The sequence below is a fragment of the Brevibacterium aurantiacum genome, assembly GCF_007558825.1.
GTDB lineage: Bacteria > Actinomycetota > Actinomycetes > Actinomycetales > Brevibacteriaceae > Brevibacterium > Brevibacterium aurantiacum_A.
Map to the genome: position 1 here is coordinate 81,514 of NZ_VLTK01000005.1, position 25,119 is coordinate 106,632.

Consider the following 25,119-nt stretch of genomic DNA (forward strand, 5'->3'; position numbering starts at 1 on the left):
CATCACAAATGAGAAAAGAGTTCTTATGACCAAGTTTGCCGTTCTCAAGAATGTCCAGCCGCAACCCGAGCTGGTGCGAGAGAACATCAAGAAGGACCCCGGATTCGGGCTCTACTTCACCGACCACATGGCCCATGTCAGGTACACCCTTGACGATGGTTGGCACGCTCACGAAGTGAAGCCGTACGGCCCGCTGGTGCTCGATCCTGCGGCTGCAGTGTTCCACTACGCGCAGGAGATCTTCGAAGGCATGAAGGTCTACCGCCACGCAGACGGCTCCGTCTGGACCTTCCGTCCCGAGCGCAACGCTGCGCGCATCAACAAGTCCGCCGAGCGTCTTGCGCTGCCGCAGATCTCGGAATCCGACTTCATCGAATCGATCAAGGCACTGGTCTCACTCGATCAGCAGTGGGTTCCCACCCCTGAATCCGAAGCCGACGAGTCGAGCCTGTACCTGCGCCCATTCATGATCGCCACCGAACGGTTTCTGGGCGTGCGCTCCAGCCATGAGGTTGACTACTACGTCATCGCCAGCCCCGCCGGACCGTACTTCTCCGGCGGCATCAAACCTGTTTCGATCTGGCTGTCGCAGAACTTCAACCGCGCCGGCGCCGGCGGCACCGGATTCGCCAAGTGCGGCGGCAACTACGCTGGCTCGCTGGCAGCGCAGAACGAAGCTGCAGCCCAGGGTTGCCAGCAGGTCCTGTTCACCGATGCGGCAGAGAACAAATACGTCGATGAGCTCGGCGGAATGAACCTCATGCTCGTGACCAAGGACGGCCGCCTGCTCACTCCGGAGCTCGGTGACTCCATCCTCGACGGTGTCACTCGCCGGTCCCTGCTCGACCTCGCCCCGCAGTTGGGCCTGCAGCCGGAAGAGCGCAAGATCTCCGTCGATGAATGGCGTGAGGGAGCTGCCAATGGCAACATCGTCGAAGCCTTCGCCTGTGGCACCGCCGCAGTCGTGACTCCGATCGGCCGTGTCATCGGCAGCGAATTCACGATCGACCACGGTGAAGAGCCTGGTGAGAAGACCATGGAGTTCCGTAAGACTCTGCTCGACATCCAGTACGGTCGCGCCGAGGATAAGAACAACTGGATGGTTCGTCTGGCCTGAAGTCTGGGTTCGAGGCTCGAGGCTCGAGGGCTGAGGACTTGAGTGTTGAGGCCTGAGGGCTGAGGGCTGCTCAGACATGGCGGCTCAGGACGCCCCGCATTGAGAGGGTCGGGTGCTGCGATTTCGATCGCTGCGCCTGACCCTCTTGAGTTGCGCCCGATCTTCTTGAGCACCACCTGACGTTTTCTTTAGCTGCACCCCGTCCTTGTGATGTATCAGCGACGAACTGCATCAACGACGCTGCACCCCAAAGAGTGAAGACGATTCCCACCGCAGTGCCGAGGACAGTTGAGACCGCAGTGCTGAGGACAGTTGAGATCGGGATGATCCAGAGAAACGAACCTGGCGCAGGTGGGAGCAGCCGCGCGATCCCAGCCACAGGGCCGTGCCGGCGAAGAAGGGACATCGCCTGGATCGAAGCGCAGACAAGATTTGGAGAATTTTACTCACAAATGCGTTAAAGAGGTATTGTGGCCTCGTGTCTACTGCAACCTCGGCGTCCACGCCGACCGCCTCCGAAGTCGTCGCCAACCTTCCGTGGCGGTGGCGAACCCAAGGTGCCATCTTCATCATCGGCGGCCTCGGGTTCATGTTCGATGCTTGGGACGTCGCCCTCAATGGGTTCCTCATCCCACTGCTCAGCGACTACTGGAGCCTGAGCGTAGGCCAGGCCGCCTGGATCGCTACGGCCAATCTCATCGGCATGGCGTTGGGCGCCTTCATCTGGGGTGGCATCGCTGACGTGATCGGTCGCAAGAAGGCCTTCACGCTCACACTCCTCGTGTTTTCGATCTTCACCGTCGCTGGCGCCTTCTCTCCAGCGTTCAGCTGGTTCATCCTCTTCCGCTTCCTCGCTGGATTCGGGCTCGGCGGATGCATCCCCGTCGACTATGCACTCGTCGGGGAATTCACCCCCAAGAAGCACCGTGGTCGAGTCCTGACGGCAATGGACGGTTGGTGGCCGATCGGCGCATCGCTGTGCGCCTTCGTCTCTGCAATGCTGCTGGACGTGGGGGATTGGCGACTCATCATGCTCGTCATGATCGTGCCCGCGCTGCTGACGGTGGCCGTGCGTTTCGGAATTCCCGAATCTCCCCTCTACCTTGCTTCCGTCGGACGATACGCCGAAGCCGACGCCATCATCTCCCGGCTCGTTGAGCGCACCGGCGCGGAGGTGACGACTTGGACCCACGATGTCCCCATCGTGAGTACGACCGACACTTCTGGTGCCAGCGGCACGACCGACACTTCCGGTGCCGCCGGCACGGGCGACGCAGCCGGCACGACCGCAGTCCGGACCGCCGGCACGGGCGACGTCACCGGCCCGGCCCAGGTGCCGGTGAAGACGTCGGACTCGGCAGGAACGGTGACTTCCGTCAACAAACAGCTTCGTGCAGCCAGCGGCCAGCTGGTCCAGCTCTGGCAGTACTCGGCGAAGACGACTCTCGTCTCGTGGTCGCTGTTCGTGTCCGTTCTCCTTGTCTACTACGCGGCACTGACGTGGCTGCCGGGCATCCTGAAGAAGCAGGGCTTGGGCGATCAGGCAGCATTCATGGTCACCGGATCGATGACCGCGGTGGGCATCCTCGGCGTCATCGTCTCGGCTCTGATCGTCGAACGCGTGGGTCGAAAATGGGTGCTCGGAGCGACCTCGATCGTCTCCGCCCTCCTGTTGGTCGGCGCTGCAGTGTTCATCGAGGCCTCGGGTTCAGAGCTGACCTTCGCCGCCAAGGCCAGCATCATCGGATTCGGGTTCGTCGTGCAGATCGCGATTCCCACTCTCTACACCTACGTGTCGGAGTTGTACCCGACACGTCTGCGAGGTTCAGGCTTCGGCTGGGCATCTGCGGCCTCACGCATTGCAACCGGTATTGCTCCGCTGGTCTTCGGTGCGTTCATGTGGCCAGTCCTCGGACTGACAATGACCTTCACGCTCACGGGACTGCTCGTGATCGTGGCGGTGGTGCTGATGGGTCTGCTTGCGCGTGAGACCACGGGCGAAGCGCTCGGTTGAGGTTCCAGTTGCTTAGCTTCACCTCTGACCTGGGCTGACACTGATCGAAAATCTCGTGTCAGGACCGACCGCTACTGTCATTGATATGGAAGCGGAGTCGGTTTCAGACGTGATCACCGAAATTCATCGGTGGCATGAAGTGCTGTCCGATCTGCCTCCCGCGCAGACGGAGGACGAAGCGATCGACAGAATCACTGCGCTGGAAGAACTGACCTCAGCGAGTGCGGCAGCTCAGGCCAGAGAGACGCTGACATTCGACATGCACCGTCGGAATCGCGAAGCCGAAGAAGGCATGTCGAGCCGCACGCAGGGCAAGGGCCTCGGTGCCGAGATCGGTTTGGCTCGGAAGGTGTCGCGGGCCAGAGGCAGCAGACTGCTCGGCTTCGCCCGATCCTTGTTGCTGGATCTGCCGAAGACCTATGCCTCATTGAAGAGCGGAGCCATTTCGGAGGAGAAGGCGCGAGTTGTTGTGAAGGAGACCGATTGGCTTCCCAGAGACAAGCGTCACCAGGTCGATGACCGGGTGGCCGACCGCCTCGCCGAGGTGGGTGTCGGTCGACTCGGCAACGAGGTTCGCGCTCTGGCTCAGCAGCTCGACCAGAAAGCAGCCGTCGAACACCTCGACAGATGTGTGGAAGAACGTGCCGTCACTGTGCGTCCTGCACCAGGAAACATGGCCTATCTGACAGCGCTCCTGCCCCTGTCGCAGGCTGTGGCAGCGTATACCAGCCTGTCGAAATCGGCACAGTCCATCGTCGGGACAGGACAATCCGAAGGGCGAACTCAAGGACAGGTCATGGCCGATCTCTTGGTCGAGAGAACAACGGGCCAAGACAGCGCTGAGGCTATTCCTACCGAAGTCCACGTGGTGATGAATGAAAACAGCCTCTTCGACCCGGGCGAGACTCCAGCATGGTTTCCCGGCTTCGGCCCGATTCCGGCAAAGACGGCACGCGACTTCATCGCTCAGAACGAAGCCTCAGTCTTCATCCGCAGGTTGTACACGCGTCCGTCCGACGGACAGCTGGTCCGAATGGACTCGAAGCGACGTGAATTCTCCGGACTGCTACGACGCATGGTGGTGATCCGCGATGACGTCTGCCGATCACCGTGGTGCGATGCCCAGATCAAACACGCAGACCACTCCCAGGCATTCGCCGCTGGTGGTGAGACCGACTGGGACAATGCATCGGGACTCTGCGCTGCCTGCAACCTCCTCAAGGAGCTGCCAGGTTGGCGACACGAGGCCACAGCAGAAGAGCTGGTCGTACGAACTCCCACAGGGCACAGGTATCAGATCGGCACCAGACCGCTCGGGACCCCGACGACGAATTCCAGTGAGCTACCTCGCTCCAACCTCGCCAACGACCAGACGTGTGATGAAGCCAGCACACCCAACACCTTCACAGTGAGGATTCCTCCATTTCGAAAGGTCGAAGCGCCGAGGCTTGAGGGAAGATTCGAATCCCTCAAGGTAGATATGTGGCACCGTCGTGAAGAGCCGCCGAGCGAGGTGGAGATGTGCCTTGTCGGACAACTAGCCGAATTCGCCTCTGCACTCTGATTCACCTGGCACAGCACCATGTCCCGGGCAGAGCATCATGTCCTTGGCAGAGCATCATGTCCTTGGCCGCCCAGCGAGAATTCCCTCTGAGTTCAACTGCGCGACTGCCGACGTGGCTAGGCTGGGAGCATGGACGAATATGCCGAGCGTGAAGTTCTTGGAACTTCACCTGCAGAGCTCAACGTCGAACTCGTGTGGGGCGTGCCAGGCGGGCTGGGCCAAAGCTGGGAACCCGTCGGCTCCGCAGCCGGAATCCCGGGAATGTTGCCTCCTCCCCACGAGGTCGAAGAACTCTACGCAATGGCGGCAGCCGAACCTCCTTTGAGCGAAGATCCGAAGCACGCGGCACTGTTCGGGAGCCTCTACGACCTCTCGGTCCGAAACGGTCAGGTCCTCGTCGTGGCAGGGCGATCCGACGGCCGCTTAAGATCGATCGCCTACGGTCATTTCTGGTCGTGGCTGGAACAGGACTACGACTGGGCACATGAGCTCCGATCGACTCTCGGAGACGCCGCTTCGACGATCGATTGGTCGTTCGCGCTCAACCTGTTGGCACGTGACCCTCAGCTGCGCAGTTCTGGTCTCGGACGGGCCACTCTGCAGACGTGGCTGGCCGGAATCAGCGGATACAGCTGCTGGCTGCAGACAAGTGACATCGACAGCCCCGCCCGCCGACTCTATGAGAGCCTCGGCTTCTTCACGCTCGGTTATGGGCCGCAGGCACCCAACGGCAAACCGGGGCTGGTGATGTTCAGACCAGCAGCCTGAGCCGGACCGTTCACTAGGATGGTGGCATGCGCAGAGAAGCTCCGGCAGACAATCAGAAGACCGAAACCTCCACCACGGCCACGGAGTCGCAGAACACTGCCCCGATGCCACACGATGAGAACCTGTGGCTCGAAGACATCCACGGTGACGAACAGATGGGCTGGGTCAAGGACCAGAACGCGAAGACCATCTCCCGGTTCCAGGACGACCTGTTTGACTCCATCGCCGGAGAGATTCGGACAGCCTTGGACTCCGAGGGCAAGATCCCGATGGTGGCCAAACGCGGTGAGCACTACTTCAACTTCTGGCGTGACTCCAACAATCCCAAAGGCCTGTGGAGACGAACCACATGGGACAGCTACGTCTCGGATTCCCCCGAATGGGAGATCCTCATCGACCTCGACGAACTCGGCGCAGCGGAGGAGACGCCTTGGGTATGGGCCGGAGCCTCGGTGCGTCGTTCGGACGATTCCCGAGCACTCGTCTCACTGTCTCCCGACGGTGGCGACGCCCACCGGGTGCGCGAATTCGACCTGGTGACCAAGACCTTCGTCGACGGCGGCTTCGACCTGCCCTCGGCGAAGACTCGCTTCGCGTGGTTGGACGATGACACGATCATCGTCGCCACCGATACCGGTGAAGACTCACTGACCACATCGTCCTATCCGCGTCAGGCACGTGTCCTCACACGCGGACAGGCCATCTCCGCTGCCCCGATCGTCGCCGAAGTGCCCCGCGAGCATGTCGCCATCTTCGTAGGCAGCGATGTGGGAGCGGCAGCGTCCGATGTCACTGACAGGGCGTTCGCCATCGATGCCATCGACTTCTTCAATACGCAGCTCAGCTTCATCGACCTCGATGCAGTCACCGATGAGTCGGGGTCCGTCTCAACCGTCGCCTCGGTGTGGGAGAACAACTGGACCGTCGTCGAGGTGCCGACCGATGTGGAAGTCGGGTTCGAGAAGGACGACGTCCTCTTCCGTCCCCAATCTGAGTGGATTCATGAGGATTTCTCGGTCCCGGCCGGAAGTCTGGCCGTCGCTGCCATCGCCGAGGTGAAGGCCGGAACAATCGCACCGACCGTCATCTTCACCCCGGATGAGCACACGGCCCTGCAGTCATGGACGTGGACACGGGACTACCTGATCCTCGAACTGCTGACCGATGTGCAGTCGCAACTGACTGTTCTTGACCCGAATGACGATTTCTCGTCGTCTTCCCTGCCAGGAGTCCCCGCCAATCACATGGTCGGGTTGGGAGCAGTCGACAAGCATGATGACGCGAGCGCCAACGACTATTGGCTGGTGAGCACGGGGTTTCTGACTCCATCGACCCTGTCGTACGGGAGCCTGAAATCTTCGAAACGTGACAGTGAACCCGCCGTCATCAAGTCGGCACCAGCACTCTTTCCCAGCGACGGGTTCATCGTTGAACAGCACTTCGCCACCAGTGAGGACGGGACGAAGATCCCCTACTTCCAGATCGCCGACAGCACGCTGGTGCTGGATGGGACCAATCCGACCCTCCTGGACGGTTACGGCGGTTTCGAAGTCAGCCGGACTCCGGTGTACTCCCCGGTGATGGGCATCGGCTGGTTGGGTCGCACGACGGCTGAAACCCGACACGATCCCGCCGATCGACAGACCGGTGAGAACGCCGAGGCACCGATTCCCGCAGGACGTCGTGGGGTCTATGTTCTCGCCAACATCCGCGGCGGTGGAGAATACGGGCCACGGTGGCACACCTCGGCGATGCGGGAGAACCGGATGCGAGCCTATGAGGACTATGCCGCCGTTGCCCTGGACCTCATCACACGCGGGGTGACGAGCCCGTCGAAACTGGCCTGCGCCGGCGGATCGAACGGTGGGCTGCTGGTGGGGAACATGCTCACGCAGCACCCCGCGCTCTTCGGCGCGATCTCGTGCGGAGTGCCTCTTCTGGACATGCGCCGCTACACCAGACTGAGCGCCGGCTATTCGTGGACGGCCGAATACGGTGACCCAGATGTGGCCGAGGACTGGGCGTTCATCCAGAAGTTCTCGCCCTATCATCTGCTCGAAGACGGCGCAGACTATCCGCCAGTGCTGTTCTGGACGGCAACCTCTGATGATCGTGTCGGACCAGTGCAGGCACGCAAGATGGCTGCGCGGATGCAGGATCGCGGCATCTCGGATGTGTGGTTCTTCGAAGACACGGAAGGGGGACACTCAGCGGCATCGGACAACAGACAGGCGGCATTCACCCGGGCCCTGAGCTACCGGTTTCTGTGGAACTCACTGACCGGCGAGTGAGCAAGTTCACAGCTTCGACGAGGGCCCCGAGAGTAGGTTTGGAAACATGACGAACGATATGCACGAACCCGAGCGTTATCACGCCGAATACAAGGTCATCGGCGGGAAGCTTGTGGTCGCCGATGTGGAGACTGACGGGAAGCACATCACCGAGGTCAAAATCTCCGGTGACTTCTTCCTCGAACCCGAAGAGGCCTATTTCGACCTCGCCCCCGCTCTTGTGGGCGCCAGCGTCATCGCCGACAACGCGAATCTGCGGCAGCGCCTCGATGCGGCGCTCGCCGGGTACGGCTCTGAACTGGCGATGCACGGATTCTCCACTTCGGATATCGCCACCGTCGTCCGCCGTGCTCTGGGGTCGGCGGCGAACTTCACCGACTTCGACTGGCAGGTCATCCGCGGCCAGGTGCTGCCCACACAGGTCAATGTCGCACTCGACCAGGTGCTGCTGGAGGAGGTGGCGGCGGGACGTCGGAAACCGACGCTGCGATTCTGGGAGTGGGACGACACCGCCACGGTGATCGGAGCCTTCCAGTCGTATGTCAACGAACTCCGCCCAGAAGGCGTAGAGAAGTACGGCGTGCAGGTTGTGCGTCGCATCTCCGGTGGGGGCGCGATGTTCATGGAAGGCGGGAACTGCATCACCTATTCGATGTTCGTGCCGCCCTCGCTGGTCGCCGGCCTCGACTACGAGGAGTCATATGTCTTCCTTGACCAGTGGGTGCTGGCAGCGCTGAAGAGCCTCGGTGTGGAAGCCTTCTACAAACCGATCAATGACATCTCCTCGACCGGAGGCAAGATCGGCGGTGCGGCACAGAAGCGACTGCGCGATGGCACTCTTCTCCACCACGCGACGATGAGCTACGACATCGACGCCGACAAGATGGTCGAAGTCCTGCGCATCGGTGAGGCCAAGATCTCTGACAAGGGAGTCTCGAGTGCCAAGAAGCGCGTCGACCCTCTCCGCAGTCAGACCGGCGAAGCCCGCAAGGACATCATCGACGTCATGGCCAACACCTTCGCCGACCGCTATGGGGCAAGCTTCGACACCTTCACCGCTGACGAACTGGAAAAGGCTCAGGCCTTGGTTGACGAGAAGTTCGGCACCGAGAAGTGGACACACCGGGTGCCGTGAGTGTGTCCCCAGGCAATCAAGGCCCCTGGTGGCAGGACCAAGCTCTGGCCCTTGCTGTGGAATCGCAACGCCGGGAGCGACGGCAGGGAACCGTACTCATCATCGTCTCGGCCGTGTTCGTGGCGGTCTCGTTGCTGTGTATGTTCATCGGCGCTCTCCGCCTGATCAGCCTGGTGTGTCTGGTCTTCTTCGGTGCCTGTCTCCTCGGCGGCATCCTGATGCGCAGGGACCCCAATTCTCGGACCACCTTCGTGCTCACGCTGTGGGTGGCGTTGCTGATGGGGCTCGGGATGGGACTCCTGTTCATGTTCACACTCTTATCAGCGCTGACTCACGGGGCGAGCGGTCATCAGATCGTGGTGCTCGTCGTCGCAGCAATCGGCTTCCTGTTCTTTGGAATCGGCGCCGTCGTGGCATTGGTCAAGGCTGGCCGAACGGGGCGGGAAGCCCGAGACCAGTGGCAGAGCAGACGACCTCACGGGCCCACAGGACGATGAAGGATGATGCTCTGAAACCCTCGACTTTCCTCGGCGGTGGAACGGCCGTCCTGACAGTTCGCTTTTTCGCGCGCGATGGAGGCGTCTGGAAACATTCGGCACGGACCGTCGGACCACCTCGGCGATCTGGTCTGTAGGATTGGGAATCAATCAAGCCATACCCTGCACAAGGAGAGCCATGCGCCAGGTCGAACCGTCCGTAGAACTGCTCGCAAAACCCAGCATCGACTGGGAATCGATGAGGACATACCTCGACGAGGTGGGCGGAACTACCTGGGCGGATCGTGTCGAAGAGGCTGATTCTCCCGACGCCGAGGATCTGCTCGAGTTCTCCGGACGCATGTGCTACCGCTCATGGGAACCGGGACTGAACCCGAATGTATCCCGTGTGCGCACGGATTCGGCCCAGTACCTGGGCAACGTCATCGCCTCCCAACATGGTTCGGTGCTCGAACACGCGAACTTCACGTTCGTGCTGCACAATGTCTCGCGAGTGCTCACCCACGAACTGATCCGCCACCGCGCAGGATCGGCGTTCTCGCAGGAATCCCTGCGCTACGTCCGCCTGGCCGACATTCCGTTCTGGTTCCCCGAATGGGCGCGTGAGGACTCGGAACTCATGGAACGCTCCCTCAAAGTCCTCGACACGCTCGAAGAGCACCAGAAGTGGATGGCCGAGCACTTCGAACTCGACGAAGCCAGCACCAAGTTCTCCCACAAGAAGCACATGACTTCCTTCATGCGTCGCTTCGCTCCCGAGGGCCTGGCCACTGGCATCGTCTACACCGCCAACCTCCGCTCCCTTCGTCACGTGATCGAGATGCGCACCGCCAAGGGTGCTGAGGAAGAGATCCGACTGGTGTTCAACAAGATCGGTGAGGCCATGCTCGAAGAGGCCCCAGCGATCTTCTCCGACTATGAAGTGGTCGACGGGGAATGGATCCCCGGGACCCGAAAGGCATAACATGGCTGACATCTACAAGGCCGAACTCAACCCCGGGAAACTCGACGTCATCTCTGCCTGGCTGACCAAGCAGGCGTGGGCAGCCGAGGCCGATGTGGCTCCGGACTCGCTGCAGAAGGTCACTTCCTACCGGTTGGATGATCCGGAAGGCAAGGTTGGAGCCGAGATCCACATCGTCGCCGCCGGTGACCGAGTCTTCCAGGTGCCCCTGACCTACCGCGGCGCAGAGTTGGCGGGTGCCGACAAGCACCTGATCGCCACCATGGAACATTCCATCCTCGGCAAGCGCTGGGTCTACGCCGGGATGGGCGATCCTCTCTTCCGGCAGCGACTGGACCACACGATCGCCACCGCTGGAACGTCTGCGAAGCAGTACCGCGTCGACGATGAGGGCAACAGAATCGAAGAGATCACCGATGTGGCTCATGCCTGGGGCACGGGTCCGCTGGCCGGTGCCGAAGACGTGCAGGTGCTGTATGAGCTCAACCTCGACTCTCCGGCTGAGGGATCTGATGCAGGACTGCTCTTGGGCCGCTGGTCGGGCCAGGAGTCCGCGGTCGTCCTCGCCGTCATGGTGTGACGGGCTGATGCGCCGATGAGTCAGGACTGCCTGTTCTGCGGGATCGTCGCAGGTGACGTGCCGAGCGCGAAGGTCGCTGAGACGGACACGACCTTCGCGTTCATGGACATCCAGCCGGGCTCCGACGGGCATCTGCTCGTCGTCCCGAAAAGTCACAGCACCGATCTGTGCGACATCCCGCCCGCCGACCTCGCCGACGTGGCGATCGAATCGCAGCGCATCGCGAAGCAGGCCTTCGACGTCTGGGGTGCCGATGGAGTCAACCTGCTCAACTGCTGCGGCAAGGACGCCTGGCAGTCGGTTTTCCACTTCCATATGCACGTCATCCCGCGCTACCGCGACAAGGGCAAGGATCGGCTCAGGCTGCCGTTCGCACCCGGTGTCCGCGGTGAGGCCGAGCTGATCGAGGACCTGGCAGTGTCGATGAGGTCGGCGCTGGAGGATCGCTGAGTCAACTCAGCGACCGGAATCCGCCAGATCAGCGGCCAGAGTGGACTGGCTCAACGACCCGATTTCACCGATTGAGGTCGATGATCGTCATCCCCGAACCGGTGTTCGAGCCCAGAGCCTCCATGGCCGCCGGCGCGTCCTCGATCCCGATGATGTTCGTGACCAGATCCTGCGGGCGCAACTTGCCGTCGACGACAAGGTCCAACATCTCCGGGTATTCGGCCGCGGCCATCCCGTGAGAACCCAACACGCTGAGCTCGAGGCCGATGACACGCCCCACGTCGACGACAGGCGGCGCGGCCAGCAGCCCGATCTGCACATGCCGACCCAAGGGTGCCAGCGAGGCGATCGCGGCAGTGATCGTGTCCTCACGGCCGAGGGCATCCACGCTCACCGCCACACCATCGGGGGATTGATCTGAGAACTGCGCGATCACCTCGGCGGATAGTTCGTCCGGGGTCTGACCGGTGGCGTTGACCGTGTGTGAGGCTCCATGCTCACGCGCCCGGTCGAGCGCAGCATCGCTGACGTCGACCGCGACAACCCGAGCACCGATGGCACGGGCGATCATGATCGCAGACAGGCCGACTCCGCCGCAGCCGAAGACGGCGACTGTCTCACCCTCGTGAAGGTTCGCACGCACGCGCAGTCCGTGGAAGGCTGTGGCGAATCGGCAGCCGAGTCCCACCATCGCCGAGGCGGGGAGATCGTCCGGAACAGCGATGAGGTTGGCATCGGCGTTGTGGATGACCACCTGATCCGCCCAGGAACCGAAGTGAGTGAACCCCGGCTGAGTCTGATCGGGACACACCTGTGCGTTGCCGCTTAAGCACCACCGGCAGCGACCGCAGCCGCACACGAATGGCACGGTCACACGCTGGCCGGTGTGGAATTTCGTGACCTGGGGCCCCGCCGAGGCGATGCGACCGACCAGCTCGTGCCCGGGCACGTGGGGCAGAGTGATCGTCGAATCATGGCCTGACCAGGCGTGATGGTCGCTGCGGCACACTCCGGTGGCTTCGACGTCGATGACGACACCAGAACTGGGGGCGGAGGGAGGCTCGATGTCTCTCAGCTGAGGGAGGACAGAGAATTCTTCATAGACGATTGCGCGCACACATCGATCCTATGCAGTGGCGTTCCTGCTGCACAGCGCGGTCCACACTGTGTGCTCGCCGGCCGAACTCTACCGGGCGTGGATTCCGACGTGATTCAGAGCGTCGAGCAGTCGCTGCCGCAGAGCCTGCGCACGTTCGGAGAAGGCCTTCTGCCGGTCCATGTACTCGGCCTTGCCCGCGGCGGTTTCGATGGCGACGACTCCGTAGCCCCATCCGCGCAGATCGTAGGGCGAGGCCTCCATATCGAGGGTGCGGATGTCGAGCGCCAGATCGAAGCAATCGACGACGAGGTCGGAGGGGGCGATGGGGCCGATCTTCATCGCCCATTTGTACAGGTCCATGCCCGCGTGCAGACAGCCGGGCTGTTCGTTGGCCACCATGGACTCGCGGGTGGGCTGAAGAGTGTTGCGGGGCCGGGCAGGTTCGGTGAAGAAGCGGAACGCGTCGTGGTGGGAGCACTGGATCCGGTGACTCTCGACGACGGCATCGGTGGCCTCATGGCTCAGACGCAGCGGCACCTGCTGGTGGCGGCGCTGCTCTTCGCTGAGCTTGTAGACCATTGCCCATTCGTGGATGCCGAAGCACCCGAAGTTCGCCTCACGGTGGAGGGTCGACTGGAGCAGTGAGGCGATGAACTTCGCCCCATCGCCCCGGTCTTCGCGCCAGGCCTCGACGTCCACCTCGGCGACCGTGCCAGCAGGGTTCGTTTCGTACCAGCGGCGGTCGAAATAGGACTGATCGGCGTCATCGGCCAGTTCGAGCCGCACGCCGGGGCCGGGGTTCCATTTGGCCAGTTGACCCGCTTTGAACGGATAGTAGGTGAACAGGAAGTCCTCGACCGGGTGCTTCTCGCCCCTGAGGCGCCGGGCGAGGTGCGCATCGGTCCTCTCTGCGATCCGCGTTGCGTGACGATCACGCAACGCGCGCCACCTGGACGCGCAGATCGCAGCACCGGCGGTTCCTTCGGCAGCACCATTGTCAGCACCGAGTAAGTCGGTGCTGTCGGCTGTCAGCGAGGCGGTGGAGGTCACCGCTTCATTGTCCCAGACCGTTTGGTCCCGCGCAGCGGGGGTGCCGTCAGCGGATCCTCGGGCCATGAATGCTTCGGATACCGTCCGCGGTTCTCTGCTCTGACGTGGGAATACGCATTTGCCCAGAAGGATGCGAGATCGCTGGTGACGGCCAATGGTCGGCGGGCGGGGGACAGAAGGTGGACCACCACGGGCACCCGGCTCTCACACACGCTCGGAGCCGTCTGCCAACCGAAGCACTCCTGGAGCCGGACCGCGAGAACCGGCCCCTGCTCGGACTCGGAGTCCGAATCCACCAGGTCGGGATCGGGGTAGTCGAGGCGGATCCGTGAACCGCTGGGCACCTCGATGCTCACCGGCACCAACTCCTCGAGGCGGGCCGCCTGCGGCCAGGGCAGGAGCGTCCGCAGCGCCGACACCAGATCGACCTTGCCCGGGTCTGCCCCTCGTGCGATCCGATCCAGGGCTGCCGGGCACCAGTCGATCAGGGTCTGGGACAGCCGCGACCAGCGCACGTCCGGCCACGGAGCCCCATAGACGGCATGCAGCAGCCCCAATCGGGACCGCAGCTCTTCGAATGCCCAGCTGGGCCGCAGAATCTCGCGGGCACCGCGCTGGCGCACAGACGCTGCGATCGCCGACCGAGCCAGATCCGGGCTCGCCTTGATCGGCGTGGCAGTGAGTTCGATGCCGCCGAGGCGAGTCCGGCGCACCGCACGCACCTTCCCCTGATCGAAGGTCGCAGTCTCCTCGGTCGCCATCAGTCCGGCGCCTGCAAGTTCAGCGGTGTCCTCGTCGATGACCACAGCAGCCCTGATCACGGCGCGACCGCCCGAGAGTCCGACATCGGAGATCGCCAACCACGGGCTGCCCTGCAGAGACGAGTTCCGGGGCAGGGACGCCGCCGTTCCGGATGCCAGCAGATACTCGGAAGCAGAGGAACTGCGCAGCCGTCCGATCTGCAGGGGGTGGGCAAGCGCCACCACGAGACCCAGATCATCAGGGCGCAGAGAACCACCCCGAACTGAGCTGTGGCCTTGTGCTTGGTGGCCTGCTGTGTCGCGTACGGCTGTGTCGCGCCCTGCATAGTCCCGCCCGGCTGCGTCGCGTGCGGCAGGGCCGGGCGGATCCGAGAACTCCGCGGCCAGGCCCGCGAAGCGCTTCACATCCTGGGTGAACCGCCGGTCCTTGCTGCGCCGCAGCTCGCGCAGGGTGGCCACGAGATCGGCGCCAGGAGCCCGCTGCTCGGATTCGATCACAGCGATGGCCTCGGCTGCCGCGGTCGGGGACAGCATTGCGGCTCCGTCGAAGAGACCTCGCGCCGACCACACGGAGGCGGGAATCCGGGCGATGGCCCGCCCCAGCTCCGTCACGGTGACAGCGGCGTCCTCAAGCGCCCCAGTCTCGGCGCTCGCCTTGTCTTCACCGTCCGTCATCACTGCGGATTCTGCGACCTCGATCGCCCCGAGGGCCACGAGATTCTCTATGGCCAGGCGGTGCGGGCCCTCTGGCATCGGATCCGGCAGCAGGTCCGTGTCGCCGCCCCACACCGCGAGGGTCAGGACCGCCGAAGTGAGATCGGAGGTCGCAATTTCTGCCGGCGTGTGCTCGGGCAGACTCGCCCAATCCGGTTCGGACAGGCAGCGATAGACGGTGCCCGGGCCCAGCCGTGAGGCACGACCACCACGCTGGGTTCCCGAGGCCTTGGACTCGCGGGTCGTGACCAGCCCCGACATTCCACGACGAGTGTCCAACCGTGGACCCCTGGCCAGCCCCGAGTCGACGACGATGCTCACTCCGGGAACTGTCAGAGCTGACTCCGCGACCGAGGTCGACACAATCACGCGACGATGGCCAGCCTCGGCGGGATGGGGGCGCAGGATCGCATCCTGATCCTTGGCCGAAGTGCGTCCGAGCAGTGTGTGGACTTCTGTTCCCGCACCGGTGTGAGGCGACCGGGTGATCCGTGAAGCGATCTCCTCGACTTCCCGGGCACCGGGGGCGAACACGAGCACGTCGCCACTGTCGTGCCGAGACAGGGCATCGATGGTCGTTCGCGCCATGTGATCGAGGAAGTCCCAGGTCACCCCGCGTGCATCCAGCGGCCGCTGTTTCGGCGGTGCCCACCTGATGTCGAGGGGATGGACCTCGGCGGCGACCGAGAGCAGCACCGCAGGCTCCCCGCCTCCGTCGGAGGAGATCCCGTCAGAGAAGTCTTCGACTGCGCTGTCCCCGGCGGTGCTGTCCCCGGAGCCCAGGCGCCTCGCCCACATCCTGGCATCGAGGGTTGCCGACATGACGACGAGACCAAGGTCCTCACGCAGATCGATGAGCTCTCGACACAGCGCGAACGTCAGATCGGTGTCCAACTGCCGTTCGTGCACTTCATCGAGGATGACCGCTGAGACTCCCGCCAACTCGGGATCGCGCAGCAGCCGACTCAGCAGCACTCCCGTGGTCACGAACTCGATCCTCGTGCGCGCCGAGGTGCGCGACTCGCCGCGAACCGTGAACCCGACATCCTCGCCGAGGCGGGTCCCCGTCAGCGTCGACAGTCGCCTGGCCGCTGCTCGAGCCGCCATGCGCCTTGGCTGAGTGACGATGACTCGACCCAGGTCAGTGGATGAATCGGCGGGCCCAGTCAGCCTCCCGGACAGATGCTCGGCGATGAGCGGGGGCACCAGAGTGGTCTTTCCCGTGCCGGGTGGAGCCTCGACGACTAAGCGGGGGAACCTGCCGACCCGGGCACCGTCAAGTTGGTCGATGAGCGCCGCAGCGGGCAGACCTGAGGCGATGTTCGACAGGGCGAATGTACGTTCAGCGTCGGTGGGCCGCCGACGGGCCGATTCACTCGATGACTGCAGCGGCTGCGAACGGTGCACAGCCTTCGGAGGTTGCGGTGGGGGCATGTCTCCAGTGTCTCAGCTGCGCAGCAACTGGGCCGCCTTCTCTCCGATCACAACCGAGGGTGCGTGGGTGTGACCGCGGATGATCTCCGGCATCACCGATGCATCGGCGACTCGCAGTCGGTCGACGCCGCGGACCCGCAGCTGCGGATCGACGACCGAAGTGTCATCGGTTCCCATCCGAGCCGTTGAGGTCGGATGGTAGAGGGTGTGGGAGTTGTGTTCGAGAAGAGTGGAGAGCATTTCGTCCATCGGCAGTCGTTCCGCACCGCGAGGAGAGACATGACGGCCGTTGGTCACCTTCGCCATCGACGGGGTAGCGAAGATGTCTGAGACCATCTTCAGCGCTCGCAACATCGTGGCGCGGTCGGCTCCTTCAGGATCGGAGAGATATCCGGCGTCGACGATGGCCTTGGCAAGGGGATCGGCCGATGCGAGGCTGATGTTTCCGCGGCTCTTCGGCTGGAGCAGAATCGGCCCCAAGGAGGCACCATGACAGGGTATCCCGCTGAGCCCTTCCTGCACATAGGCGACCGGGGCGAAGATCAGTTCGACGTCGGGCAGCTCGAGCGCATCGTCCGTGCGTACGAAGCCGTAGGCCTCGGCGACATTTGAGGTCAGCATCCCTTTTCGCCGCGTGAGATACTTGATGACGTTGCCGATCTTCGTCGCGTCTTTGATCGTGCCGCCCGCCACTTCGAGACAGATGAGGCTGACCAGGTGATCGCGCATGTTCTGGCCGACCTCGGGGGATTCGACGAGCACCGGAATCCCGTGCCGGCCCAACTGGGCCGGATCTCCGATGCCGGAGAGCATGAGAGTCTGCGGAGTGTTCACGGCTCCGCCGCTGAGCACGATCTCTCTGCGGGCGCTCGCCTCGAAGCGCTTGCCGTCCACGAGGTATGACACTCCGGTGGCGGTCTGTCGATCGAAGTTGACCTTCTCGACATGAGCTGTTGTGCGGATGGTGAGGTTGGCACGGGATTTCGCGGGTTTCAGATAGGCCTGCGATGTGTTGTGCCGTGACCCTTTCAGCTGTGTGACTCGGGTCTGCGTGAAGCCGTCCGGCTGGACGGAGTTCGCCGCTTCGACACGGTGGCCGGCCTCCCTGACTCCATTGAGGAAGGTCGAGGTCAGCGGCCTGGGGTCTCGTTGTTCGGCGACGTTGATGTTCGTCGACTCGAACAGGGGCGCCAACGACTGCCATCCCCACGTCGGTCCTGCCGATTTCGCCCAGTTCTCATAGTCGGCAGCGAAGCCGGGAACCCACATCATCGCGTTGAGTGAGGATGATCCGCCCAACACCTTGCCCCGGGGCCAGTAGACGGTGCGGCCGTCAAGACCAGGCTGCGGAATCGTCTCGTAATTCCAATCGACCTGCGACTTGAACAACTGAGAGAATGCCGCCGGAATCGAGATATTCGAGTCGGTGTCCGGACCTCCGGCCTCAAGCAGCAGCACCGAGGTGGTGGGATCCTCGGACAGGCGAGACGCGACGACGGCTCCTGCTGAACCGGCGCCGACGATGATGTAGTCGAATTGCTCACTCACAGGTGACACTCCTTTGTGCACACAGCTTCATTCGTGCTGCGCGAGGTTTCTGATGGGCTTGGTCTGTTCAGGCTTGGAACGCGGAAAGGAAGATCCCGGGCAGCTTCGCCCAACTCGGCGCCGCGGAAAATGCGGTCAGGGCGCGTCCTGTGCGTGCAGCACTGCGTGCAGTGACGAACCACGGTGGCTTGGGGAACAGAGCGAACTCCCCGCCGACGATCGAGCGCGGGAATGGTCGGAATGGTCCCGAGACCACTGTGCGTTCAGTGTGGGGAATGAGCAGACCGTTGTGCACTACGCCGATGCCGCTTTGCACGTCCTCGAGCGTGTGACCGGGGAAAGCACCCCAGGTCGCGGTCGAGGCGAGGAAGGCCAGGCCCGTCCACGCATTGATCGCGATCGACCCATAGCGCAGCCGTTCGATCTCGGAATCGAACTGCTCTCCCAGGTTCTTCCGGTCATCGGGGGCGATGATGACATTGGCCCCCAGCGTGCCGGTCAACCTGTCATTGGCATAGTCGACGGCATCGCGGAGGAATGCCGCACGGTGCTCGAGCGTGTCCGCAGCACCCACATCCGTTCGAATGGTCTTGACGCCGAGCACTGTGTCGAAGTACTCGGTGGTTTCGACTTCAGCCTCACCGGCGATGGTCACGAGCTGTCGATGCCCGTTTGAGAACGACTCCACGTGGTCGTGGTCGGCAGCCGCCTTTTCGATCCGCCTCTGACTGCCCGGATACCACGCGGCACGGTATGGGATACGATCCAAAACAGCTGCGAGTGCATCGAGGAATTCCTCACGCTGTGGCCATCGAGCGTCGACGACGACAACTTGGGCTGCGATGCAGTTGTGTCCTGCATTGTGCAGGCGCATAGTGGCGACATTTTCTGCCTGATACTTCAGATCCGCCTTTGACCACCGGCCGGGCACGACGATGACCGGAGAGACTCCGCCCAACTCGCTGGTGATGGGTTTGGTCAACTTCGGCTCGGCATCCGGGGCAGAGCGATTCCCACCGGCTCCCCATACGATTCTGTCGTGGGTATCCGCGCTGCCGGTGATGTGGACGTGGCTGATGTCGGGATGGTCGCAGAGGTATTCGCCGACTTCGGCCCCGCCTTGGACGACACGCAGCAGATTCGCTTCGATGAGAGGGCCGAGGGCTTCACGATAGACCGACAGAAGCGGAGCCAAGGTGGGGTTGATCTTGAGGATGCTCGCCCGGTTGTGCGCGACGAGTTCGGTCAGGACATCCAAGGGGCCGATCGACGTGATGTTGCCCGCGCCCAGCACCAAGCTGACACCGCTTTCGGTCCCGAGGTGCTTGGCTCCCAATCCGGCCTCGGCTCGGACCGTTTCGGCATCGAATCCCGGACGTGTCCACACGTCTGCCGAGAAGCCATGGAAGAGAATGGCCTCCCTGAGGTCGGTGGGCAGCACCTTCCAAGTCAGGCGTCCGCCGGCGGTCTCTCGAGGGTCGACTCCGTCAAGCGGTGAACAATCCCGCGCCAGCGCACGGATTGATGTGGCGACTGTGGAGAAACCGGTCAAGGCGGCATACGGGCCGGACAACCACTCTTCGCCGGTCAGCTGCGAATCGGGGTGGAGACCCTTGATGTCGGTGGCGGTGCGAGTCCAGCGAGCGACGTTGAGAGCGATCGACTCGTGCGTGCGCTCAAGCAGTCGGGCGCGCTCTGACAGGGACAGACTTGCCCACTGACGTATTCCCGAACCCAGTGAAGCAACAGCAGAGTCGAGCCGGGTGGTGTCAAGCGGGTACGCAACTGGCCGTATGGGTTCGGTCGCTGTGGGTGAAATGTCAGTCGTCATAGTGTTGCTCCTCGTTGAGCCTGATCGCCAGCGGACATCGTCCCGCAGCGACAGCAGCGTCTGGGTCAGTGAAGCCATCGTATCTGCCGGGGTCGATGGTTCTTATGGGCGTCGATCCTAAACCTGTAAGAAACCATTGTGCGTGAGCACAATCGGTGAGTACTCTGGCGAGATGAGTGAGAATGTTGATGTTCGTGATGTTGTGCTTGCCTCGACTCTGGACGTTGATCGTCTTTCGCACGTGATCGCCGACGACATCCTCTCGGGCGATCGTGCCTATGCTGAGAGGCGCATCCCGCGCCAGGCTCTCGTCGACATCGTCGCCGAGAATCTGCGATCTCTTCTGTACTCGTTCGGATCCGCAGACTTGGATCTGAGACCTGCCCGTCGCGCTGGTCAGATCAAAGCCGAACACGGAGTCGAACTCTCCGGAGTCCTCCATGCCTACCGCATGGCGGGGCTGCGACTGTGGAGTGCCTTGGAGGAGTCCTCTGGGCCCGACGACTCGGTTCAGAGCACTCTGTTTCCATTGGGTTCCGAACTGTGGACGGCTCTCGACGAGCTCTCCACAGCTGCGGCGGAGGCGCATCGGGAGTCGACCATGGCCCGTGAGCGCTGGGCAGAGCAGTCACGGTTCGCAGCCGTCGTCGATCTGCTTTCTCCGATGGCGGCACCAGAGCGCCGCGAGGCGGCCGCCCGCCTGCTCCAGGTGCACGAGGGCATGCGGTTGTTCGTTCTTGTGATGGACGAGCACAGTCCGGAAGTCGAGATACTCGGCGTACGAGAGCACTGGGCGGAGTTCAACGGTGCGCGAGTGTGTCTGCTGGTGCAGCGGGGGAGCGCCGAATTCTTGGTTTCCACCGATGGTGCTCGGATCGGGGTGAGCGAAGAGTTCCGGTCGTTGGAGGCCGCAGCCGAGGCAGAGCGCCAGGCGCGTGTCGCGTTGCGTTGTCTGGGCACCGCACGCGAAGGAATCGGTCGCTATGGGCAGTCGCTGACCGATATGCTCATCGTCTCCCAGCCCACGGAAGCCGATGTTGTGGTCCGACGGACCTTCACCGAGGTCGGTGCGCTCAGCCACGACAGTCGTGAATTGCTGCTCGAGACATTTGAGACGTGGATTCAGTGCGGCGGTTCGCTCTCGAAGGCCGGCGAACTGCTCCACTGCCATCGGAACACCGTCAACTACCGGCTGCGCAGACTTGAGACGCTGACTGCGCGGTCGATAGCCGATCCCACCGATCTCACTGTACTGACGCTGGCGCTGCGGACGATTCGACTGCTCGGGTGGCCGGCCGAGCGTTGAAAGCCTGTGTTCGCAACCGGTTGTCTGAGATTCGGCCACGCAGCACACGGTCAGCGGTGGTGGACGTCTTCGTACGATGACGCCACGCACGCGGGCACCGGGACATATTCTGCGGTGTCGGACGCGACTTCTTCGAACTCTCGATCTGCCACCCAGGCGCCCGTGTGCCAGGGGCTCAGACGACTGACTAGACTGGGGCACATGCGTATTGCCAGATTTGTGCACCAGGATGAACCCAAATACGGAGTCGTCGAAGGCGACGTGCCGCAGATTGAGGACGGCATGTGGGACACGTCCGGTCTCAGCCTCGCCGTTCTCGACCAGGACCCGTTCTTCGCTCCGGCCCAGTCGACGGGGGAGCGGCTGAAGTTCGACGATGTTCGTCTGCTCAGCCCGATCCTGCCACGGTCGAAGGTCATCGGCGTCGGCCGCAACTTCGCCGACCACGCCGCCGAGCTCGGCAATGAGGTGCCCATCAGCCCACTGACCTTCTTCAAGCCCAACACCTCGGTCATCGGCCCCGGAGACCCGATCCGTCTGCCCGCCATCAGCGAATATGTGTCCTACGAAGCCGAGCTGGCCGTCATCATCGGCCGCGTCGCCAAAGGCGTGAAGGCAGAGAACGCCTTCGACTACGTCCTCGGCTACACCGCCAGCAACGATGTCACACTGCGGGACATCCAGAAGTCGGACAAGCAGTGGACCCGGGCGAAGGGCTTCGACACCTCGAGCCCACTTGGACCATGGATCGAAACCGAGCTCGACGTCGATGACCTCTCCATCCGGTCCTGGGTCGACGGGGATCTGAAGCAGGACGGCACAACCGCCGACTTCATCTTCGACATCCCGACGATCATCGAGCACCTGTCCGAGACGATCACCTTGCTGCCCGGAGACGTCCTCCTCACCGGCACTCCCGCCGGCGTGGGTCAGATCGTCGCCGGAAACCGTGTCGATATCGCGATCGACGGGCTCGGAGTCCTCACCAACATGGTCATGGACGCCTGAGACCAGCACACAACACCAGCTGAAGCCCCAACGCAGCAGCCACACAACTCGCAGCCACACAACTCGCAGCACCAGAGACCGAAGGATCACAGTGAGCGTCAAAGTTCGTTTCTGCCCATCACCCACCGGCACCCCGCACGTCGGTATGGTCCGCACCGCCCTGTTCAACTGGGCGTATGCGAAGCACACCGGCGGAAAGTTCGTCTTCCGCATCGAGGACACCGACGCCGCCCGTGACTCCGAGGAGAGCTTCGGCCAGGTCCTCGAGGCCATGAAGTGGCTCGGTCTCGACTGGGACGAAGGCATCGACGTCGGCGGACCCGACGGACCCTACCGCCAGTCCCAGCGCGGCGACATCTACGCTGGCGTGATCGAGAAGCTCAAGGCCGCAGGACACATCTACCAGTCCTACTCGACCAACGAAGAGGTCGAAGCCAGGCACAAGGCCGCAGGCCGCGACCCCAAGCTCGGCTACGACGGCTATGACCGGGACCTCACTGCCGAGCAGATCGCCGGCTTCAAGGCTGAAGGACGCGAGCCGGTCTGGCGTGTGCGCATGCCGGCCGAGGACGTCACCTTCACCGACCTGGTGCGCGGAGAGATCACCTTCCGTGCAGGCACCATTCCCGACTATGTCGTCGTCCGTGCGAACGGCCAGCCGCTGTACACCCTGGTCAACCCCGTCGACGACGCCCTCATGGGCATCACCCATGTGCTGCGCGGTGAGGACCTGCTGTCCTCGACCCCACGTCAGGTCGTGCTCTACGAAGCGCTCAAGGACATCGGCGTCGCCGAGGCAACCCCCGAGTTCGGTCACCTGCCCTACGTGATGGGCGACGGCAACAAGAAACTGTCCAAGCGCGATCCGGAATCCAACCTGTTCCTCCACCGCGACAACGGCTTCATCCCCGAAGGCATCATCAACTACCTGGCCCTGCTCGGCTGGTCAATCGGACCCGACCGGGACGTGTTCAGCGTCAAGGAGTTCGTCGAGGCCTTCGACATCCACGATGTTCTGCCCAACCCCGCCCGCTTCGATGTGAAGAAGGCGACGTCGATCAACGCCGACCACATCCGGCTCCTCGACGTCAGCGACTTCCGTGACCGTCTGGTGCCCTATCTCCAGGCCGCCGAGGTGCTCCCGGAGAAGCCATCGGAGGCTCAGTTGGAGATCCTCAGCCAGGCGGCTCCGCTCGTGCAGACGAGGATGAACCTCCTCGGCGAAGCACCTGACCTGCTCGCATTCCTGTTCACTCCCGATGCCGAGCTGACCATGGCCGAGGACGGTCTGAAGACCCTGAAGGACTCGGCTCCCGAGGTGCTCGCCGCCTCGATCGAGGTCCTCGAAGGAGTCGAGGACTGGACGACTGACACGCTGCACGAAACGCTTCAGGTCAAACTCGTCACCGAGATGGAGATCAAGCCTCGACTGGCCTTCGGCCCGCTGCGCGTGGCCGTGTCCGGACGCAAGGTCTCACCACCTCTGTTCGAGTCGATGGAGATCCTCGGCAAGGACTCGTCACTGACTCGCCTGCGGGCGCTGGCAGCCCAGCTGTGACGATGCTCAAGCAGGCGGCCTGGACGCGTGGGGGACTGCACCTGAAGGACGTGACCTTCGAAGCCCCACTCGACCACTTCGGTGGGGGAGCGGGACTGTCCGCGGCCGCCTCGGCGCACATCGAGGTCTTCGCCCGGATCACCGCGACCGAGGCGGACAGCACCAAGCCGTACCTCGTGTTCCTGCAGGGCGGTCCGGGTGTCGAAGCGCCAAGGCCCACCACCCCCGTCGGCGAGTCCACCTGGTTGGCGCGAGCACTCGAGGACTTCCAAGTCGTCATGCTCGACCAGCGCGGAACCGGAAGGTCGAGCCCGATCGGCTCCGCGGACGGACGCATCACCGGTCTCGACGGAGTCGGCGAGGCCCCTGCAGACATCGCTGCGGCGCTCAGCCACTACCGTGCCGATTCGATCGTCGAAGACGCTGAGATCCTGCGCCACGGGCTGGGCGTCGACACCTGGTCGCTGCTGGGTCAGTCGTTCGGAGGATTCACCGCCCTGCGGTATGTCTCCGCGCATTCGGAATCGCTGAACGAGGTCTACTTCACCGGCGGACTGCCGGCGATCGACACCGACCCCGCCACCGTGTACGCCACGACGTGGGAAGGAATGAAGCGGAAGTCGGAGCAGTTCTACCGAGCGTTCCCCGGTGACCGTGACAAGCTCGCCCGGCTCATCGATCTCGCCGAGGCGGATGGGGGCATCGCACTGCCCGGCGGAGGCCGAGCCACGACGGAACGCGTCCGGCTCCTCGGGCACTTCCTCGGAGCCTCTGACGGACCCGAGAAGCTGCACTACCTGCTGGACCTGGACCCCGCCTCGGCGGCATTCCGTCATGATCTGGCTGCTGCACTGCCGTTCTCGGGACGAAACCCGCTCTACGCCGTGGTCCACGAGTCCTGCTGGGCCGACGGCGCGGTCACCAACTGGGCAGCTCGGCGGGCAATGCCTGCGGACGTCGAAGCCGATCCGACCCTTTTGGCCGGCGAGCACGCCGGGCCCGAGTCACTTGCCGAGGATCCCGAGCTTGCCCCCTTCGCCGAGGTGGCCCAGCTCGTCGCACAGCACGAATGGCCCAGGCTCTACGACGTTGATGCGCTGCGGGCCTCGAACGTGCGCGGAGGCGCAGCGGTGTACTTCGAGGACGCCTACGTTCCTCCGGAGTACTCATTGGCTACAGCGGACCTCCTCGACGGAGTGAAGCCATGGGTGACGAACGAGTACGAGCACAACGGACTGCGTGCTGACGGATACCGGGTGCTCGATCGACTCATCTCCCTGGCGCGGGAGTGAATTCGTTCGTGCAAGTGGCACATCGTTCGAGTGAGAGGCAAATCGTTCTCGCGGGAAGCGGTGTTAAGAAGGTCACACCGAAAATGAGCCCCGATGATTTGGAGTCGAGCGGGGGGTTTGTGTAGAGTTATATCTCGT

The 25,119-nt window shown here is 63.2% G+C and carries 19 protein-coding genes; 14 read left to right on the top strand and 5 right to left on the bottom strand.

The window, feature by feature from the left end:
- Positions 1 to 25 precede the first annotated feature (25 nt).
- The 10 genes from FO013_RS10145 (at position 26) to FO013_RS10190 (ending at position 11,380) form a co-directional block, all read left to right on the top strand.
- On the top strand, positions 26 to 1,117 hold the full coding sequence (locus FO013_RS10145; protein WP_143922439.1) for a branched-chain amino acid aminotransferase: 1,092 nt from the start codon (positions 26 to 28) through the stop codon (positions 1,115 to 1,117).
- Between the two features lie 478 nt (positions 1,118 to 1,595).
- The gene (locus FO013_RS10150; protein ID WP_143922440.1) at positions 1,596 to 3,131 is read left to right on the top strand and encodes an MFS transporter; all 1,536 of its coding nucleotides are present in this window, start codon (positions 1,596 to 1,598) and stop codon (positions 3,129 to 3,131) included.
- Positions 3,132 to 3,216: 85 nt separating this feature from the next.
- Positions 3,217 to 4,695 (top strand): HNH endonuclease, encoded by a 1,479-nt coding sequence (locus FO013_RS10155; RefSeq protein WP_143922441.1) that lies wholly within the window; start codon positions 3,217 to 3,219, stop codon positions 4,693 to 4,695.
- Between the two features lie 129 nt (positions 4,696 to 4,824).
- Positions 4,825 to 5,463, top strand: coding sequence for an N-acetyltransferase (locus FO013_RS10160; protein WP_143922442.1), 639 nt, complete (start codon positions 4,825 to 4,827; stop codon positions 5,461 to 5,463).
- Positions 5,464 to 5,489: 26 nt separating this feature from the next.
- Positions 5,490 to 7,754 (top strand): prolyl oligopeptidase family serine peptidase, encoded by a 2,265-nt coding sequence (locus tag FO013_RS10165; protein ID WP_143922443.1) that lies wholly within the window; start codon positions 5,490 to 5,492, stop codon positions 7,752 to 7,754.
- A gap of 46 nt (positions 7,755 to 7,800) precedes the next feature.
- Positions 7,801 to 8,889, top strand: a complete 1,089-nt coding sequence (locus FO013_RS10170; protein ID WP_143922444.1) for a lipoate-protein ligase small subunit — start codon at positions 7,801 to 7,803, stop codon at positions 8,887 to 8,889.
- Positions 8,886 to 9,386 carry a hypothetical protein gene (locus tag FO013_RS10175; RefSeq protein WP_143922445.1) on the top strand — a complete coding sequence of 167 codons (501 nt, stop codon included), beginning with the start codon at positions 8,886 to 8,888 and terminating at the stop codon, positions 9,384 to 9,386. Before FO013_RS10170 ends, FO013_RS10175 begins: the two co-directional genes overlap by 4 nt.
- A gap of 178 nt (positions 9,387 to 9,564) precedes the next feature.
- Positions 9,565 to 10,350, top strand: a complete 786-nt coding sequence (gene thyX, locus FO013_RS10180; RefSeq protein WP_143922446.1) for an FAD-dependent thymidylate synthase — start codon at positions 9,565 to 9,567, stop codon at positions 10,348 to 10,350.
- A gap of 1 nt (position 10,351) precedes the next feature.
- Positions 10,352 to 10,930 carry a maltokinase N-terminal cap-like domain-containing protein gene (locus FO013_RS10185; protein ID WP_143922447.1) on the top strand — a complete coding sequence of 193 codons (579 nt, stop codon included), beginning with the start codon at positions 10,352 to 10,354 and terminating at the stop codon, positions 10,928 to 10,930.
- 15 nt (positions 10,931 to 10,945) lie between these two features.
- Entirely contained in the window at positions 10,946 to 11,380 is a 435-nt protein-coding gene (locus FO013_RS10190) for an HIT family protein (RefSeq protein WP_143922448.1), read from the top strand.
- Between the two features lie 64 nt (positions 11,381 to 11,444).
- On the opposite strand, the gene FO013_RS10195 is transcribed toward FO013_RS10190, so the two are convergent.
- From FO013_RS10195 to FO013_RS10215, 5 genes are all read right to left on the bottom strand, one after another.
- Positions 11,445 to 12,497, bottom strand: a complete 1,053-nt coding sequence (locus tag FO013_RS10195; protein ID WP_143922449.1) for a zinc-binding dehydrogenase — start codon at positions 12,495 to 12,497, stop codon at positions 11,445 to 11,447.
- A gap of 69 nt (positions 12,498 to 12,566) precedes the next feature.
- Positions 12,567 to 13,529 carry a 3-methyladenine DNA glycosylase gene (locus FO013_RS10200; RefSeq protein WP_143922450.1) on the bottom strand — a complete coding sequence of 321 codons (963 nt, stop codon included), beginning with the start codon at positions 13,527 to 13,529 and terminating at the stop codon, positions 12,567 to 12,569.
- On the bottom strand, positions 13,526 to 16,438 hold the full coding sequence (locus FO013_RS10205; RefSeq protein WP_143922451.1) for an ATP-dependent RNA helicase: 2,913 nt from the start codon (positions 16,436 to 16,438) through the stop codon (positions 13,526 to 13,528). Before FO013_RS10205 ends, FO013_RS10200 begins: the two co-directional genes overlap by 4 nt.
- Before the next feature lie 12 nt (positions 16,439 to 16,450).
- Positions 16,451 to 17,986: a GMC family oxidoreductase gene (locus FO013_RS10210; protein ID WP_143922452.1), complete on the bottom strand. Its 1,536-nt coding sequence runs from the start codon at positions 17,984 to 17,986 to the stop codon at positions 16,451 to 16,453.
- Between the two features lie 67 nt (positions 17,987 to 18,053).
- Entirely contained in the window at positions 18,054 to 19,817 is a 1,764-nt protein-coding gene (locus FO013_RS10215) for an aldehyde dehydrogenase family protein (RefSeq protein ID WP_143922453.1), read from the bottom strand.
- Positions 19,818 to 19,989: 172 nt separating this feature from the next.
- Between FO013_RS10215 and FO013_RS10220 the strand changes: the two genes are divergently transcribed.
- From FO013_RS10220 to FO013_RS10235, 4 genes are all read left to right on the top strand, one after another.
- Positions 19,990 to 21,123: a PucR family transcriptional regulator gene (locus FO013_RS10220; protein WP_143922454.1), complete on the top strand. Its 1,134-nt coding sequence runs from the start codon at positions 19,990 to 19,992 to the stop codon at positions 21,121 to 21,123.
- Positions 21,124 to 21,324: 201 nt separating this feature from the next.
- Positions 21,325 to 22,131: a fumarylacetoacetate hydrolase family protein gene (locus FO013_RS10225; protein WP_143922455.1), complete on the top strand. Its 807-nt coding sequence runs from the start codon at positions 21,325 to 21,327 to the stop codon at positions 22,129 to 22,131.
- A 91-nt stretch (positions 22,132 to 22,222) separates the two neighbouring features.
- Positions 22,223 to 23,689: a glutamate--tRNA ligase gene (gltX, locus tag FO013_RS10230; protein ID WP_143922456.1), complete on the top strand. Its 1,467-nt coding sequence runs from the start codon at positions 22,223 to 22,225 to the stop codon at positions 23,687 to 23,689.
- 2 nt (positions 23,690 to 23,691) lie between these two features.
- On the top strand, positions 23,692 to 24,981 hold the full coding sequence (locus FO013_RS10235; RefSeq protein ID WP_143922457.1) for an alpha/beta fold hydrolase: 1,290 nt from the start codon (positions 23,692 to 23,694) through the stop codon (positions 24,979 to 24,981).
- The last annotated feature ends 138 nt before the right edge of the window (positions 24,982 to 25,119 follow it).